The following is a 14,655-nucleotide window of genomic DNA, read 5'->3' on the forward strand; positions in this document are numbered from 1 at the left end:
GTTGCACGTTGCCGTACTGATGGGGGGCTGGTCGGCCGAGCGCGAGGTCTCGCTAATGTCCGGTGCGGGCATTGCGGACGCGCTGGAGAGCCTGGGCCACCGGGTGACGCGCATCGACATGGGCCGCGATGTTGCGCTCAGGATGGCCGAGGCGAAGCCCGATGTGGTGTTCAACGCGCTGCACGGCACCCCCGGCGAGGACGGCACGGTGCAGGGCATGATGGACCTGATGGGGGTCAAGTACACCCATTCCGGCCTCGTCACCTCGGTGATCGCGATCGACAAGCAGCTCACCAAGCAGGCGCTGGTGCCGCACGGCATCCCGATGCCCGGCGGGCGGATGGTGAAGACCGAGGAACTGCACCGCGAAGACCCGCTGCCGCGCCCCTATGTGCTCAAGCCCGTGAACGAAGGCTCGTCGGTCGGCGTGGCGATCGTCACCAAGGAAGGCAATTACGGCAATCCGATCGCGCCCGAGGCAACCGGCCCGTGGCAGGAGTTCGACGAGCTGCTCGCCGAGCCGTTCATCCGCGGCCGCGAGCTGACCACGGCGGTGCTGGCGGGCGAGGCGCTGGGCGTGACCGAATTGAAGCCCAAGAGCGGCTTCTACGATTACGACGCCAAGTACACCGACGGGCTGACCGAGCATGTCTGTCCGGCCGAGATCCCCGACGAGATCGCCGACGCCTGCAAGCGCATCGCGCTGGAGGCGCACAAGCTGCTCGGCTGCAAGGGCACTTCGCGCTCGGACTTCCGCTGGGACGACAGCATGGGGCTCGACGGCCTGTTCCTGCTCGAGGTGAACACCCAGCCGGGCATGACCCCGCTCAGCCTGGTGCCCGAGCAGGCGCGCCATCTCGGCATCTCCTATCCCGAGCTGTGCCAGCGCATCGTCGATGAAGCGCTCCGCGAGGATGCCCAGGGATGAGCCGCGCGCCCTCCAGTCGGACGGCCACCCGTCGCGGGGGGAAGCCGGCGTCGAAGCGCAAGCCGACGGTACGCAAGAAGCAGCCCGGGCTGATGGACCAGGCGCTCGCCGCGCTGCCGTTCAGCGAGGCGACGCTCACCCGCATCGCGACCTGGGGCATCGTCGGCGTATTCACGATCGGCCTGCTGACCGTCGCGACCTGGTTCGGCGTGCCGCAGATCATCGGCACCGGCGCCGCCCAGGCGGTGGGCGAGGCGGGGCTGCGCGTCGACACGATCCAGATCAACGGGCTCAAGCGGATGAACCGCATGACCGTGTACCAGCAGGTGCTCGACCAGAATTCGCGCGCCATGCCGCTGGTCAATCTGGGCGAGGTGCGGGCCAAGCTGCTCGCCTATCCCTGGATACAGGATGCGCGCGTCTCGCGCCGGCTGCCTGACAAGCTGCTGATCGACATCGTCGAGCGCGAGCCCGCGGCGATCTGGCAGAACCATGGCCAGCTGATGCTGATCGATCCCACCGGCGTGCCGCTGGAGCCTGTTTCGCGCGAGGCGATGCCCGATCTGCCGCTGCTGATCGGTGACGGCGCCAACTCGCAGGAGCCCGCGCACCGCGACCTGATGGACAGCGCACCCGCGCTCAAGCCGCTGGTTCGCGCCGCCACCTGGGTCGGCAACCGGCGCTGGGACATCATCTTCGATACCGGCGAGAAGCTCCAGCTGCCCGAGGGCGAGAAGGAGGCGAAGGACGCGCTCAAGACCTTTGCCGAGAAGGACGGGGCCTACCGCCTGCTCGGCCGCGGCAATCTGGGGTTCGACATGCGCGACCCCGATAACCTCGTCGTCCGCCGTCCGGCGGCGATCGGGGCGCCCGCTGCGACGGGATTATGAGTAACACCGTAGTTGCCATCAGGACAAAATCCTGATTCATAAGGTGAATACGGAATTAAGCTTTTTTCGAATTGAGGGGCAGATGGCGAAGGTAGCACCGGAAGGGCTGATCACGGCATTGGACGTGGGTTCGTCCAAGGTCTCGGCGCTGATCGCGCAGAAGTCCGACGACGGCACGCTGGTGGTGCTGGGGACCGGCCAGCGCGAGAGCCGCGGCGTCAAGCGCGGCTATGTCGCCGACATGCATGCGACCGAGCTCGCGATCCGTGAGGCGGTCGAGCAGGCCGAGCGCATCGCCGGACAGAATATCGAAGACGTCTGGGTGAGCTTCTCGGCCGGCGGGTTGATCTCGGACATCGTGCGGCTTGAATCCGATCTCGGCGGCCACCGCATCGAGCAGAACGACGTGGACGAGCTGCTCCGCGCCGGCAGCGCCGCGATCGATCCGCAGGGCAAGATGGTCCTCCACGCCCAGCCGACCCGCTACACCGTCGACGGCCTTGCCGGGGTGAGGCGCCCGCTCGGGCTGCACGCCGAGCGCCTGGGCGTCGACATCCATGTCGTCGCCACCGACGGCGCGCCGGTGCGCAACCTCGATCACTGCGTCCGCTCGGCGCATCTGGAGGTCCGCTCGATCATCGCCGCACCGGTGGCGACGGGCCTTGCCTGCCTGACCGACGAGGAGCGCGAGCTTGGCGTCGCGCTGGTCGAGATCGGCGCCGGTGTGACGAACGTCAGCGTCTTTTCGCAGGGCGTGCTCTCGGGCCTCGCCTCGATCCCGATGGGCTCGGCCGACATCACCGACGACATCGCCTCGTCCTTCGGCACCGCGCGTGCCTGGGCCGAGCGCACCAAGTGCTTCCACGGCTCGGCGAACTTGAGCCCGCGCGACAATCACGAGATGATCGACGTGGTGCCGGCCATCCCGGATGACGGCAGCGAAGGCCCGCGCATCACCAAGGCGCAGCTCAACGCGATCATCCGCAAGCGGCTGGAGCGGCTGATGGGCGAGATCCAGAAGGAGCTGAAGAAGCTCTCGTTCGAGGATCCGGCCGGTCGCCAGATCGTCCTGACCGGCGGCGGTGCCGAGCTGAAGGGCGTGGCGGATTATGCCCAGCAGTTCCTCGGCAGCGCGGTGCGCGTCGGTCGGCCCAAGGGACTGGTGGCGCTTCCCGAGGCCCATGCCGGCCCGGCTTTTGCCACGCTGGCGGGCCTGGCGCGCTTCGCTGCGGCCAATCCGATCGACCTGCGCGCGCTCGAGCCGACGCACCAGATGGTCACCCGGGCGAGCCCCGGGGCGCTCATCCAGCGCCTAATCGCGGCGTTCCGGGCTAATTATTAGAAGAAATGCGTTGGTAACTTCGCGTTCCCTCTAGAGTCGCCCTCTGCGTTCGTGCAGAACGGGAGACAGATTACGCGTCCGTGACAGCTGAATGGACGCAGGGAGACCAAGGCGATGAGTATCGATTTCCTTCCGCCCGATGTGGACGAGCTGACCCCGAAGATCACCGTAGTCGGTGTGGGCGGCGCGGGCGGCAACGCGATCGCGAACATGATCCGCGCGGACGTGCAGGGTGTCGACTTCATTGTAGCGAACACCGACGCGCAGGCGCTCAAGCAGTCGAGCGCGGGCCACCGGATCCAGCTCGGTGCCAAGATCACCCAGGGCCTGGGTGCGGGCTCGCGGCCTGAGATCGGTCGTGCCGCCGCCGAGGAAACCATCGACAGCGTCCAGAAGGCGCTCGAGGGCGCCCACATGGTGTTCATCGCCGCCGGCATGGGCGGCGGCACCGGCACCGGCGCCGCTCCGGTCATCGCCAAGGCGGCACGTGACATGGGCATCCTGACGGTGGGCGTGGTCACCCGGCCGTTCGCCTTCGAGGGCAAGCGCCGCGCGGCTTCGGCCGAGGCAGGCATCGACGAGCTTCAGAAGTACGTCGATACCCTCATCGTCATCCCGAACCAGAACCTGTTCCTCATCGCCAACGCGAACACGACCTTCAAGGAAGCGTTCGAAATGGCGGACGAGGTGCTGCAGCAGGGCGTGCGCGGCATCACCGACCTGATGGTCATGCCGGGCCTCATCAACCTCGACTTCGCCGACGTCCGCTCGGTGATGCAGGAGATGGGCAAGGCGATGATGGGCACCGGCGAGGCCGAAGGCGACGACCGCGCGCTCATCGCCGCGCAGAAGGCGATCGCCAACCCGCTGCTCGACGGCGTGTCCATGAACGGCGCCAAGGGCGTGATCGTCTCGATCACCGGCGGCGAGGACATGCGCCTGCTCGAAGTCGACGAGGCTGCGAACCACATCCGCGAGCTGGTCGATCCGGACGCGAACATCATCTGGGGTTCGGCGTTCAATCCGGAGCTCGAAGGCAAGATCCGCGTCTCGGTCGTTGCGACCGGCATCGATGCCGACGCCCAGGCAGTCGCCACGCCGCGTGCTGCCGAGCAGCCGCGCGTCTTCTCCTTCTCGACTCCGCGCCGCACCACCGCCGCCGAGCCGGCCCCGGTTGCCACGCCCGAGCCGGAAGCCGCTCCGGTCGCTGAGGAAGCGCCGATCGCGCCGCCGGTGCCTCAGGCCTATGAGCCCGTCGCCGAGACGCCTGTGCCGCTCTCGCCGCCGGTTCCCGAGGCCTATGAGCCCGAGCCGCAGCCGGCCGCGCCGGTCCAGTCGAGCTGGGTCGATGACGGCAAGGACGAGGACGAGTTGGTCCTCGGTGCCGACAGCCTGGTTCCCGAGGCACCCGTTGCGCCGATCGACGAGCCTGCCCCTGCGCCGACCACGCGCCGTCGCTGGCTGACCGGTGGCGACGACGAGGAAGCCGCGCCTTCGATCCCGGCCGAGAAGCCGGCGAAGAAGAGCGGCGGCACGCTGTTCGAGCGCATGGCGATGGCCTCGCGCGGCGCCTCCAAGTCGGATGACGATGCGGACAAGGATCCGCTCGACATTCCGCGCTTCCTGCGCAGCCAGAACAACCAGTAAGCCATTCGTCGCCGGCCGGGCCCGCTTCGGCGAGCCCGGCCGGCACGGTCATTGGCGGTTCAGCGCAACAAGGCGCAGGCTGGCGGGGACATGAACCGGATACGCTTTATCGGTGCTGCGGTGCTCGCTCTGGCGACTGCCCAGGCGGTGCCCGCTTTCGCCCAGACCGAGGTCGTCGCCCAGCCCAATCCCGATGCGGACCGGCTGGCTAACGACATCCGCATGCTCGCCAGCGACCCGCGCGATCTGCGCACGCTGATCGATGCCGGCATGACCAGCGCGCGGTTGGGGGACACCTCCGCCGCGCTCGCCTTCTTCCAGCGCGCCGAGGTGATCGCGCCGGCCGATCCGCGCATTGCCGCCGGCCGCGCGATGGTGCTGGTCCGGCTCGAGCGTCCGGGCGAGGCGCTGCAGCTGTTCCAGACCGCCGAGGCACGCGGGCTCAATCCGCGCGAATATGCGGCCGACCGCGGTTTCGCCTATGATCTGCTCGGCCAGCCGGTTCTCGCTCAGCGCGACTACAAGCTCGCTCTGTCGGCCGACCGCGACGACGAGGTGCTGCGCCGCTACGCCCTGTCGCTCGGGATCACCGGCGACAGGGACGAGGCGATGCGCACGCTCGATCCGCTCCTCCGCCGCAGCGACCGCGCCGCCTGGCGTGCGCGCGCCTTCATCCTGGCGATGAACGGCGACACAGCGGGGGCGGAAAGGATCGCCTCCAGCATGATGCCGGGATCTATGGGGCAGTCGCTCTCGCCCTTCTTCCGTCGCCTTGCCGGACTGGCCCCGGCCGATCGTGCCTTCGCCGTGCATTTCGGCGAGCTGTCGCCCACCCAGGCCCGGCTGGCCGACGCCCGCCTGGCGCCGCAACTGCCGCGCTATGTGCCGGCGCCGCGGCCGGTGGAAGTCGCCGCGGCTCCGGCGGTGGCCGCTCCCGCGCCGGCTCCGGCAGGCAGGGACCGCCGCTCGCGCAGGGATCGCGATCGCGACCAGAAGCTCGCCGCCATCGCCGCCGCGCGGCCGGCACCTGCGCCCGTTCCGCAGCCTGCGCCCGACGAGAATCTCCCACCGCCGCCGCGCTTCGTCGCGCCGCCCACGCCGATCGTGCAGCCGCTTCCGGCGCCGAAGCGTGAGGAGGAGCCGACCGAGGCCAGCGAGCGTCCGGCGCCGGCACGTCCTACGCCGGCGCCAGTGCCGATACGTCCAACGCCGACTCCCGCGCCGGTGCGGGTTGCCGCGGCACCGCCCACGCCGGTTCGTAGCGAGCCTGTGCCCCAGCCGGTTCGCACTGAGCCGACACCCGCGCCGGTCACGCTCGCCCGCGCCGAACCGGTGGTACAGCCGGTGCGCCCGGCGCCGCGCCCCGAGCCGGCGCCGCCGGGGCCGGCAAAGGTGGGCCAGGAAGACTCGGTTCTCGCATCGATCGTCGGCGGCATCACCATCCCGGCGGAGGAACTGGCGACCGTCACTGCTACGCCGACCGAGCCCGTCGTCGAGCCTGCGCCGGCCCCGGAGCCGGTGCGTGTCGCCGAGGCCAGGCCGGTGGCGCCGCCCAAGCCGGAGCCGGTTGCGGCCAAGCCCAAGCCGGAACCGGCCAAGGCCGACCCGAAAAAGCCGGACCCCAAGGCGAAACCCGATCCCAAGGCCAAGCCGACGGCCGAGGACGCCAGGAAGGGCAAGCCCGACCCCAAGGCCAAGAAGCCGGACCCGAAGAAGCCCGATCCGGCCAAGGCAGATCCGAGCCGCATCTGGGTGCAGGTGGCGGGCGGCGCCAATGAGGATTCGCTCGCCAAGGCGTGGAAGGCCGTGGTCGCCAAGGCGCCGGCGGTGCTGAAGGGCAAGGCCGCCTGGACGACTCCGCTGCGCGCGACCAACCGCGTGCTGACCGGCCCGTTCAAGACCAGCGCCGAGGCGCAGGCCTTCGTCAACACGCTGGGCAAGGCCGGCGTCTCCGGCTTCGTCTTCACCAGCGAGGCGGGGCAGAAGGTGACGAAGCTCGGGCTGTAGCGTCCTGCCGCGCGCCGCAACCGTCATCCCCGCGAGAGGGTGGGATGACGGGGTGGAGTTTGGCTGATAGGAGCCGCCCGGTGAAAGCGATTTCCCCTTGGGCCTCCACCCCGGAAGCCAGCCGCGGCCGTCTCCATTCCGAGCCCGGCGGCACCGCCCGCGGCCCGCGCGATGCCTTTCAGCGTGACCGCGACCGGATCATCCATTCGATCAGCTTCCGCCGCCTGCGCCACAAGACCCAGGTGTTCATGGCGCCCGACGGCGACCATTTCCGCGTGCGCCTCACCCATAGCCTCGAAGTCGCCCAGATTGGCCGCGCGATTGCGCGTACCCTGGGCCTCAACGAGGACCTGACAGAGGCGCTGTGTCTAGCACATGATATCGGCCATCCGCCCTTCGGCCATGCCGGGGAAAAGGCGCTGGGCGAGGCGCTGGCCGGGCAAGGCGGTTTCGACCACAATGGCAACACGCTGCGCACACTGACCACTATCGAGCGGCCCTATCCGGCCTGGGACGGGCTCAACCTGACTTGGGACACGCTCGAAGGCCTTGCCAAGCACAATGGTCCGATCAGTCATCCCGAATGGGCGCTGGCCGAGGCCGACCGGCAATTCCCGCTCGAGTTGGAGAGCTGGCCGTCGCTCGAGGCGCAGGTCGCGGCGATCGCCGACGACATCGCCTATGACAATCACGACATCGACGACGGGCTGCGCGCGGGCCTGCTCCAGCTCGACAAGCTGTTCGAGCTGCCGATGGTCGCCGAGGGCTGGCGCCAGATCGAGGGGCGCTTCCCCGGCTGCGAGCGCCGCCGGCTGATCAGCGAACTGATCCGCGCCCAGATCGGCGCGATGGTCAACGACCTGATCGACGCGACCGGCAAGCGCATCGCCGAAAGCGGCGTGGAGACGGTGGCGGACGTTCGTGCGGCCGGCCAGGTGCTCGCGCATTTCTCGGATGGGATGCGCGAGGCCGAGCGCGAGCTGAAGCGCTTCATGTACGCCAATCTCTATCACCATCCGAGCCAGCTCGCCGCGGCGGACGCGGCGCACAAGGTGGTGGCGGGGCTGTTCGCCGTCTATCGCGCAGACCCCGCGCTGATGCCCGCGCAATGGACCGAGGCGCTGCCCGAGGCCGAGCCTGCGCGCAGCCGCCACATCGCCGACTTCATCGCCGGCATGACCGACCGCTACGCCATCGCCCGCTACAAGGAACTGGTCGGCACGATCGACCTGCCCGAGGGGTTCTGAACAATGAAAAGGCCGGGGCGTCGCCACCCCGGCCTTCATCGATCCCTGAAAAGGGAAGTGCGGCTCAGCGCGCGGCCAGCTGGCCGGTGCTCTTGTCCTTGGGCGCGCGGAACGAGACGCGGGTGTCGTTCACATAGCCGTCGACCCAGCCATTCTTGACGTTGAGGCGAAACTCGCCGCCCTTGTTGGTGCGACCCTCAAGGACCTGGACCTTGTCCTTGGTCGTCACGGTATAGGTGTAGACCACGCCTTCATGCGTGAAGCTGCGATCGGCAGCAAGCGCGGCGGGGGCAGTGAAAGTCAGGGCAGCGGCGGCAGCCGCGAAAAGAAACTTCGACACGATCTTTCTCCTTGATGGTTCAAGAGCCAGATCGGCATCCAATTTGTTCTGTTCTTGCCCACATAATGTTGCGCCGCAGCAAAAGCGGCAATCGCAAAGGCCGCGCTGGGCGGTTGCAGAAAACGCACGCCGATATGTGTCAGCCTGGCAAACTTCTGCGACACTCTGTGCGTAGTCCGTCACAAACGGACCAGGAGAGTCGGATGTCGGACGCCAGTATCGCGCTCAACCGCTTCGGGCTCGGCGCCAGGCCGGGCGAGGATGCGGGGAACGATCCCCGCAAATGGCTTGCCGGGCAGATCGCCGCCTTCGACCCACGGCCTCAGGCGATCGCTTCCCAGATACCAAGCACTCAGGTGGCGCGCAATCTCGCCGATTTCTACGAGCGCCAGCGCCTGCTGCGCCTCGAAAATCCTGGGCCGAGACGGCGGGCCGTCTCACCGGCCAAGCCGGCCGCCGCCCAGCCTGCCATGGCCGAAGGGGCCATGATGCAGGACATGCAGGCGACGCAACCAGCCCCGACGATGCAGCCGGCCGCCAAGCCGCTCTACCAGGGCGAGGACGCTGCGATGCTTGCCCGGCGCGAGGCGCGGCGCCAGCAGCAACAGGCCTATGTCGGCATGGTCTCGGCTCGCGCGCTCACCGCGATCAACTCGCCCACGCCCTTTGCCGAGCGGCTCGTCCATTTCTGGGCGAACCATTTCGCCGTCTCGGCCGACAAGCTCGAGCTCGTCGGGCTTTCGGGCACGATGGAGTTCGAGGCGATCCGTCCGCATGTGATGGGCAAGTTCGGTGACATGCTGAACGCGGTCGAGCGGCATCCGGCGATGCTGCTCTATCTCGACCAGGCAGTGTCGATCGGCCCGAACAGCCCGGCGGCCCAGCGCCAGCGAGGGCGGCGCGGCGGCCTGAACGAGAATCTCGCGCGCGAGATCATGGAGCTCCACACGCTCGGCGTGCGCAGCGTCTATACCCAGGCGGACGTCACCGAGTTCGCCCGGGCGATGACCGGCTTCACCGTAGCCGGGATCGGCCGGGCGCGCGGGGCAGGGGGGCTGGATGGCGAGCCTGGCAGCTTCGTCTTCGCCGACCGTCTGCACGAGCCGGGTACACGGACTATCCTGGGCAAGCAATGGGCCGGGCAGGGCGAGGAACAGGCGGCAGCGGTGCTCGGCCATCTCGCCACGCATCCCGCCACGGCGAAGCACATCGCCACCAAGCTCGCCCGCCATTTCGCCAGCGACGATCCGCCCGCGCCTCTCGTCGCGCGGCTCGAAAAAGCCTTCCTGTCGTCGAAGGGCGACCTGCCCACCGTCTACCGCGCGCTGATCGCCTCGCCCGAATGCTGGGCGCCCAAACCGGCCAAGTTCAAGTCGCCCTGGGAATGGTCGATCTCGGCGATGCGCACGCTTGGCACCCAGCAGCTGCAGCCGAACGCCGTCAACGGCCTGATGGGCCAGCTCGGCCAGCCGGTGTGGAAGCCGGGCTCGCCGGCAGGCTGGGACGATGTCGCCGGTGCCTGGGCCGGGCCCGACGCCGTAATGCGCCGGGTCGAGGCGGCCGAGCGCATGGCGCAGCGGACGAAGAACCTGATCGATGCCCGCCAGCGTGCGGCGGAGCTCTTCCCTGATGCGCTGAGCCCCGCCACTGCCCAGTCGATCGCCCGCGCCGAGAGCCCGGGCCAGGGCCTTGCCCTGATGCTCGTCTCGCCCGAATTCATGCGGAGGTAAGCCCGATGACCGCTCTTTCCCGTCGCAATTTCGTCGCGCTGGGCGCCTCGACGGTGTTCGCCAGCAGCTTCGGCGCCCGCATGGCCTTTGCCCGTGCCGCGACGAACCGCCGTTTCGTCTTCATCATCCAGCGCGGCGCCGCCGACGGTCTGCACACCGTCGCGCCGGTGGGTGATCCCGCCTATGCCGGGCAGCGCGGGAGCCTTGCCGAGGATTTCGCTACCGCGCCTAGGCTCGACGACATGTTCGCGCTGCACCCGTCGATGAAGAACATCCACGCCCTCTACGGCGCGAAGCAGGCGCTGTTCCTCCACGCCGTCGCCTCGCCCTATCGCGACCGCTCGCATTTTGACGGGCAGAACGTGCTCGAGACCGGCGGTACCTCGGCCTATCAGCTCAAGGATGGCTGGCTGAACCGGCTGCTCACGCTGCTCCCCGCCGACGACAAGGCGATCGCGCTCGCCGCAACCGTACCGATGGCGCTGCGCGGGGCCGTGGAGGTGGCGAGCTATGCCCCTTCGGGCCTGCCCGACGCTTCGGACGACCTGCTGGCGCGGGTCAGCCAGATGTATCAGGGCGACGCCCAGCTTCACGGCATCTGGGAGCAGGCGACCGCCACCCGGATGCTCACCAGCGATCTCGCCTCGGACAATGGCAGGAACGCCGCCGCCACCGGCGATCTCGCTGCCAAGATGCTCGCGGCCGAGAATGGCTCGCGGATCGCGATGATCGAGACCGGCGGCTGGGACACGCATGCCGGGCAGAAGGGGCGGCTTGCCGGCCAGCTCAACGGCCTCGACCAAATGGTCGGCGCGCTGCAGAAGGGCCTGGGGCCCTTGTGGAGCGACACGGTGGTGCTGGTCGCCACCGAGTTCGGCCGCACCGTGAAGGTCAACGGCACGCAGGGGACCGATCACGGCACCGCTTCCTGCGCGATGCTGATGGGCGGTGCGGTCAATGGAGGCAGGGTGATTGCCGACTGGCCCGGCCTTGCTGACGCGGCGCTCTACGAAAACCGCGATCTCAAGCCCACTTTGGGCCTGGACACGGTGATCGGCTCCACACTGTCGGCGCATTTCGGGCTGATGCCGCAGACCGCGGCGCGCAAGCTCTTCCCCGAAGTACAGATGGCACGGCCACTCCAGGATCTCGTCCGCGGCTGAAGCTCGGCGTCAAGCGCCCCGTGCGATCCTCCGTCTCACCTGGCGTGCGTGGGAACGCGGCTTTAACTCCCGGTCTCTATTCTGCCCGGAATCGCGCAGAGGATCATCGGGACGTGCAGCCTTCGGCCCAATCGAAACCCCTGATCATCGCGCTTGCCACCCTGGGCAAGTGTGCGCTCGCGCTTGCCGTGTTCACGACGATCTTCGGCGGCTGGCAATGGGTGATGGCGCGTCAGCCGCTGCCCGGCGCGTCGCAGCGCGAGGGCGCCTGCGTGCTGTGGTTCGTGGGCAGCTCGACGATGAGCCGCTGGACCTCGCTCCAGGACGATATGCGCCCCTGGGTCGGGCAGAATCGCGGCATCGGCGGCGCGACGATGCAGGAGATCAATCTCCATATCGCGCATGACCAGGCCAGCAAGCCGCCCCAGGCGATCGTCTATTATGCCGGGGAAAACGACCTCGCCTTCGGTCACACCGTAGATCAGACGATCGCCGATCTGCGCGAGTTCCTTGCGATCAAGTCGCGGCTGTTCGGCAGCACGCCGGTCTTCATCATCTCGCTCAAGCCCAGTCCCACCCGCTGGGACCGGCTCGCCCAGCAGGGGCAGTATAATGCCACGGCAAAGGCGATCGCCGATCAGCGGCCCGACGTCGACTATGTCGATATCGTGCCGGCGCTGCTCCAGGGTGGACGACCCGGGCCGTTCTTCATGGAGGACGGGTTGCACCTCAATGAAGAAGGCTATCGTCGCTGGAAGATCGCCGTACACGAGGCACTGGACGAGGCGATGCCGCGCAACGTGCTTCGGCGCTGCCATCCCGAAGCGCTGCTGGATCGGTCCTGATCTTTCCAAGTCGCGCCAAGGTTACGGCGAAGTTCACTTCGTTTCTCTTCTGTAAGGAACTGCCGGTTAAGCAATCTGGCGTAGGTCGATCCCGAGCGACTGCTTCCGCAGTTGCACATGGGGGCGAAGTTGCACCGCGAGCGGATTGCCGGTTTGGACAACTGGCGCGCGCTGCTGATGTTGGCGGGGATCTTCCTGCACGCGACCACCGTGCAGGAGGTCGACCGGCCCTTGTTCGTGCTCATCGCCAAGATGTCCTCCAATTTCCGCATGGGTGCCTTCTTCGCGGTCGCGGGGCTGCTCAGCCTGCTCGCGCTGCGCAAGCGGGGCGCCGAGCCCTGGCTGGCGCGGCGGAGCTTCCAGATCGGCGTGCCGATGCTGTTCGGCCTGTGTGTCCTGGCGCCGCTGATGAGCGCGCTGTCCAGCTGGCACCGGTTCGGCGTGGCGATGCCTGCGCTGCCGGAGCTGGGCTGGTGGCATTTCTGGTTCCTGGTCGACCTGCTGGTCTTCGCGCCGATCACCTTCTGGTTCTACCGCGCCGACCAGATGCACGGGCTGTTCGCCCGGATCGACAAATGGGTGGAGACAGCGCGCCCCTCGGTCACCTTGACCATCCTGGCGGTGGGCGTGCTGTCGACCGCGAGCGTGCTGCTCGTCGCCCAGCTGGCACGCGAGTCAGGGGCGCTGGCGGAGCCGGTATGGGCGGTACACCAGGTGGTCGCCTATGCTCCGCTCTATGCCTTTGGCGTGCTGGTCGCCGGATCGCCGGCATTGTTCAAACGGATCATCGCGCGCACCGGCCCGCCCTTCATCGTGCTGGTGCTGGTCCTCGCCGTCTGCTGCGCCTCTCGCCTGCTGCCGGGGGGAGGGGCGGGCCTCTATGACACGCCGGCAAGCCTGTTCAACGTGATCACCGCTTGCATGTGCCCGCCCGCCGTCACCGTGCTGATCCTGCGCTCCGCGGTCGCGATGCGCGCGACGCCGCCGCTGTTCCGCCAGATCGCCGACGCCTCCTTCACCATCTACATGGTGCATTTCCCGATCATTCTGCTGCTCGACCTGCTGTTCGATCCGCTGCGGCTCGATCCCTATCTCGCCTATGTGCTGATGGTCGGATTGTCGGGCTGGCTCTCCTATCTGGTGCATCGCGTGATCGTCCGGCGCTCCGCCTTCGCCGCGATGCTGCTCAACGGCGTCAATCCCGCAAAGCCGCGCGCGGTCGCGGCTGAGTAAACGCCTGCCCCGTCCATGCTGGTTGTAATTTACATACGATCTTGATTGTAAGTTTATGTGCACATAGGCTGGAGTCACCGGCGGAGACCGGCGGATCGGGGAGGACCATTCACGCATCGACCGTCCGGCGGGCGGCGATGCGGCCTGCGCAAAGACCAGCAGCTTTCCCGTTCGCCACTCCGCGCGGCCGAACCGCTTCGGCTTCGTGCCATTCGATTCCGGTGCGGCGCCATCGATGCGGTTCGAGGGAGAAAAACGACAAGCGCAAGGAGAGGCAGATGAAGAGACTATCCCGAGCGATATGTACCAGCCTGGTTTCCGCCACTGCATTGGCCGCCGCGTTGCCGGCAGCCGCCCAGTCCGTTCCCAACGCGCCGACCGGGCCGGTCGAGACACAATATTACGCCAATGGCAGCTATGCGACGACCACGACCCGCTCCACGGCGGCCTGCGATTCCAAGGGCAATCAGTGCGATGTCTTCTATCCGACCAACATCGCTTCGCTGAACACGCGCCTGCCGCTGGTGGTGTGGGCGAACGGCACCGACTCGACCCCGGACAATTACACCAATTGGCTGAAGCACCTCGCGAGCTGGGGCTTCGTCGTCGTCGCGACGCGTGACAAGCAGACCGGCTATGGTAACACCGTGCTGGATTCGCTTGCCTATATGCAGGCGCAGGAAGCCAACCCGGCCAGTCCCTTCTATCACCGCATCGATTTCGCCCATGTCGGCGCCGCGGGCCATTCGCAGGGGGCTTCCGGCGCCGCCAATGCGATGTTCCATTCGAACGGCGCGATCCTCACCACAGTCACCTTCGAGCTGCCGAGCCAGACCTGGTGCAACCCGGCGGACAATTGCCTGCTGACGCCGACGCTCACCGGGGGATCGGGCTCGATCTTCTATGTCAGCGGCACCGCCGACAGCCTGATCGCGCCGGACACGCAGAGCGGCGGCACCCAGCTCAATTCACAGACCGCCTATTACAACGCGACGCCGGCGGGAATGCTCAAGGCCAAGGGGCTGCTGAAGGGCGCCAATCACAACGACATCACCGGTACTCCGGGCTGCGGCCTGCTCGGCTTCCTCAAGGCCTGCTCCAACGGGGTGTACGGCTATATGGGCTTCCCGACCGCCTGGCTGGCCTGGCAGCTCAAGGGCGACGCGACCGCGGGCACCGCGTTCAAGAGCGGCACCGGCGAGTTCTTCACCGCGACTGCCTGGCAGGGGCGGGTCTCCAACATTCCGTGAGCGACTGGCCGCGCGCCGCTCTCCGGGCGGCGC

The 14,655-nt window shown here is 68.0% G+C and carries 12 protein-coding genes; 11 read left to right on the forward strand and 1 reads right to left on the reverse strand.

Going from position 1 to position 14,655, the window contains the following annotated elements; translation table 11 throughout:
• Position 1 precedes the first annotated feature (1 nt).
• From J2W22_RS22915 to J2W22_RS22940, 6 genes are all read left to right on the forward strand, one after another.
• On the forward strand, positions 2 to 928 hold the full coding sequence (locus J2W22_RS22915; RefSeq protein WP_373423020.1) for a D-alanine--D-alanine ligase: 927 nt from the start codon (positions 2 to 4) through the stop codon (positions 926 to 928).
• Positions 925 to 1,818: a cell division protein FtsQ/DivIB gene (locus tag J2W22_RS22920; protein WP_307120586.1), complete on the forward strand. Its 894-nt coding sequence runs from the start codon at positions 925 to 927 to the stop codon at positions 1,816 to 1,818. The genes J2W22_RS22915 and J2W22_RS22920 overlap by 4 nt, the downstream gene beginning before the upstream one ends.
• 82 nt (positions 1,819 to 1,900) lie before the next feature.
• The gene (gene ftsA, locus J2W22_RS22925) at positions 1,901 to 3,160 is read left to right on the forward strand and encodes a cell division protein FtsA (RefSeq protein WP_307120587.1); all 1,260 of its coding nucleotides are present in this window, start codon (positions 1,901 to 1,903) and stop codon (positions 3,158 to 3,160) included.
• Positions 3,161 to 3,274: 114 nt separating this feature from the next.
• Positions 3,275 to 4,807 carry a cell division protein FtsZ gene (ftsZ, locus tag J2W22_RS22930; RefSeq protein WP_307120588.1) on the forward strand — a complete coding sequence of 511 codons (1,533 nt, stop codon included), beginning with the start codon at positions 3,275 to 3,277 and terminating at the stop codon, positions 4,805 to 4,807.
• 90 nt (positions 4,808 to 4,897) lie between these two features.
• Positions 4,898 to 6,814 carry an SPOR domain-containing protein gene (locus J2W22_RS22935; RefSeq protein WP_307120589.1) on the forward strand — a complete coding sequence of 639 codons (1,917 nt, stop codon included), beginning with the start codon at positions 4,898 to 4,900 and terminating at the stop codon, positions 6,812 to 6,814.
• Positions 6,815 to 6,894: 80 nt separating this feature from the next.
• Positions 6,895 to 8,061, forward strand: coding sequence for a deoxyguanosinetriphosphate triphosphohydrolase (locus J2W22_RS22940; RefSeq protein ID WP_307120590.1), 1,167 nt, complete (start codon positions 6,895 to 6,897; stop codon positions 8,059 to 8,061).
• A gap of 64 nt (positions 8,062 to 8,125) precedes the next feature.
• Here J2W22_RS22940 and J2W22_RS22945 read toward each other — a convergent pair whose 3' ends face one another.
• Entirely contained in the window at positions 8,126 to 8,401 is a 276-nt protein-coding gene (locus J2W22_RS22945; protein WP_307120591.1) for a hypothetical protein, read from the reverse strand.
• A gap of 203 nt (positions 8,402 to 8,604) precedes the next feature.
• Between J2W22_RS22945 and J2W22_RS22950 the strand changes: the two genes are divergently transcribed.
• From J2W22_RS22950 to J2W22_RS22970, 5 genes are all read left to right on the forward strand, one after another.
• Complete coding sequence (locus J2W22_RS22950; RefSeq protein ID WP_307120592.1) at positions 8,605 to 10,131, forward strand: DUF1800 domain-containing protein; 1,527 nt, start codon at positions 8,605 to 8,607, stop codon at positions 10,129 to 10,131.
• Positions 10,132 to 10,136: 5 nt separating this feature from the next.
• On the forward strand, positions 10,137 to 11,294 hold the full coding sequence (locus J2W22_RS22955; protein WP_307120593.1) for a DUF1501 domain-containing protein: 1,158 nt from the start codon (positions 10,137 to 10,139) through the stop codon (positions 11,292 to 11,294).
• 113 nt (positions 11,295 to 11,407) lie between these two features.
• Positions 11,408 to 12,139 carry a GDSL-type esterase/lipase family protein gene (locus tag J2W22_RS22960; RefSeq protein ID WP_307120594.1) on the forward strand — a complete coding sequence of 244 codons (732 nt, stop codon included), beginning with the start codon at positions 11,408 to 11,410 and terminating at the stop codon, positions 12,137 to 12,139.
• Positions 12,140 to 12,256: 117 nt separating this feature from the next.
• Positions 12,257 to 13,372, forward strand: coding sequence for an acyltransferase family protein (locus J2W22_RS22965; RefSeq protein WP_307120595.1), 1,116 nt, complete (start codon positions 12,257 to 12,259; stop codon positions 13,370 to 13,372).
• A 278-nt stretch (positions 13,373 to 13,650) separates the two neighbouring features.
• Positions 13,651 to 14,622: a poly(ethylene terephthalate) hydrolase family protein gene (locus tag J2W22_RS22970; protein ID WP_307120596.1), complete on the forward strand. Its 972-nt coding sequence runs from the start codon at positions 13,651 to 13,653 to the stop codon at positions 14,620 to 14,622.
• Positions 14,623 to 14,655 lie beyond the last annotated feature (33 nt).

Source organism: Sphingomonas kyeonggiensis, from assembly GCF_030812785.1.
GTDB lineage: Bacteria > Pseudomonadota > Alphaproteobacteria > Sphingomonadales > Sphingomonadaceae > Sphingomonas > Sphingomonas kyeonggiensis_B.

Coding starts and splice junctions, on each gene's coding strand:
- J2W22_RS22920 (WP_307120586.1), top strand. CDS start 925: ATGAGCCGCGCGCCCTCCAGTCGGACGGCCACCCGTCGCGGGGGGAAG.
- ftsA (WP_307120587.1), top strand. CDS start 1,901: ATGGCGAAGGTAGCACCGGAAGGGCTGATCACGGCATTGGACGTGGGT.
- ftsZ (WP_307120588.1), top strand. CDS start 3,275: ATGAGTATCGATTTCCTTCCGCCCGATGTGGACGAGCTGACCCCGAAG.
- J2W22_RS22935 (WP_307120589.1), top strand. CDS start 4,898: ATGAACCGGATACGCTTTATCGGTGCTGCGGTGCTCGCTCTGGCGACT.
- J2W22_RS22950 (WP_307120592.1), top strand. CDS start 8,605: ATGTCGGACGCCAGTATCGCGCTCAACCGCTTCGGGCTCGGCGCCAGG.
- J2W22_RS22955 (WP_307120593.1), top strand. CDS start 10,137: ATGACCGCTCTTTCCCGTCGCAATTTCGTCGCGCTGGGCGCCTCGACG.
- J2W22_RS22965 (WP_307120595.1), top strand. CDS start 12,257: ATGGGGGCGAAGTTGCACCGCGAGCGGATTGCCGGTTTGGACAACTGG.
- J2W22_RS22970 (WP_307120596.1), top strand. CDS start 13,651: ATGAAGAGACTATCCCGAGCGATATGTACCAGCCTGGTTTCCGCCACT.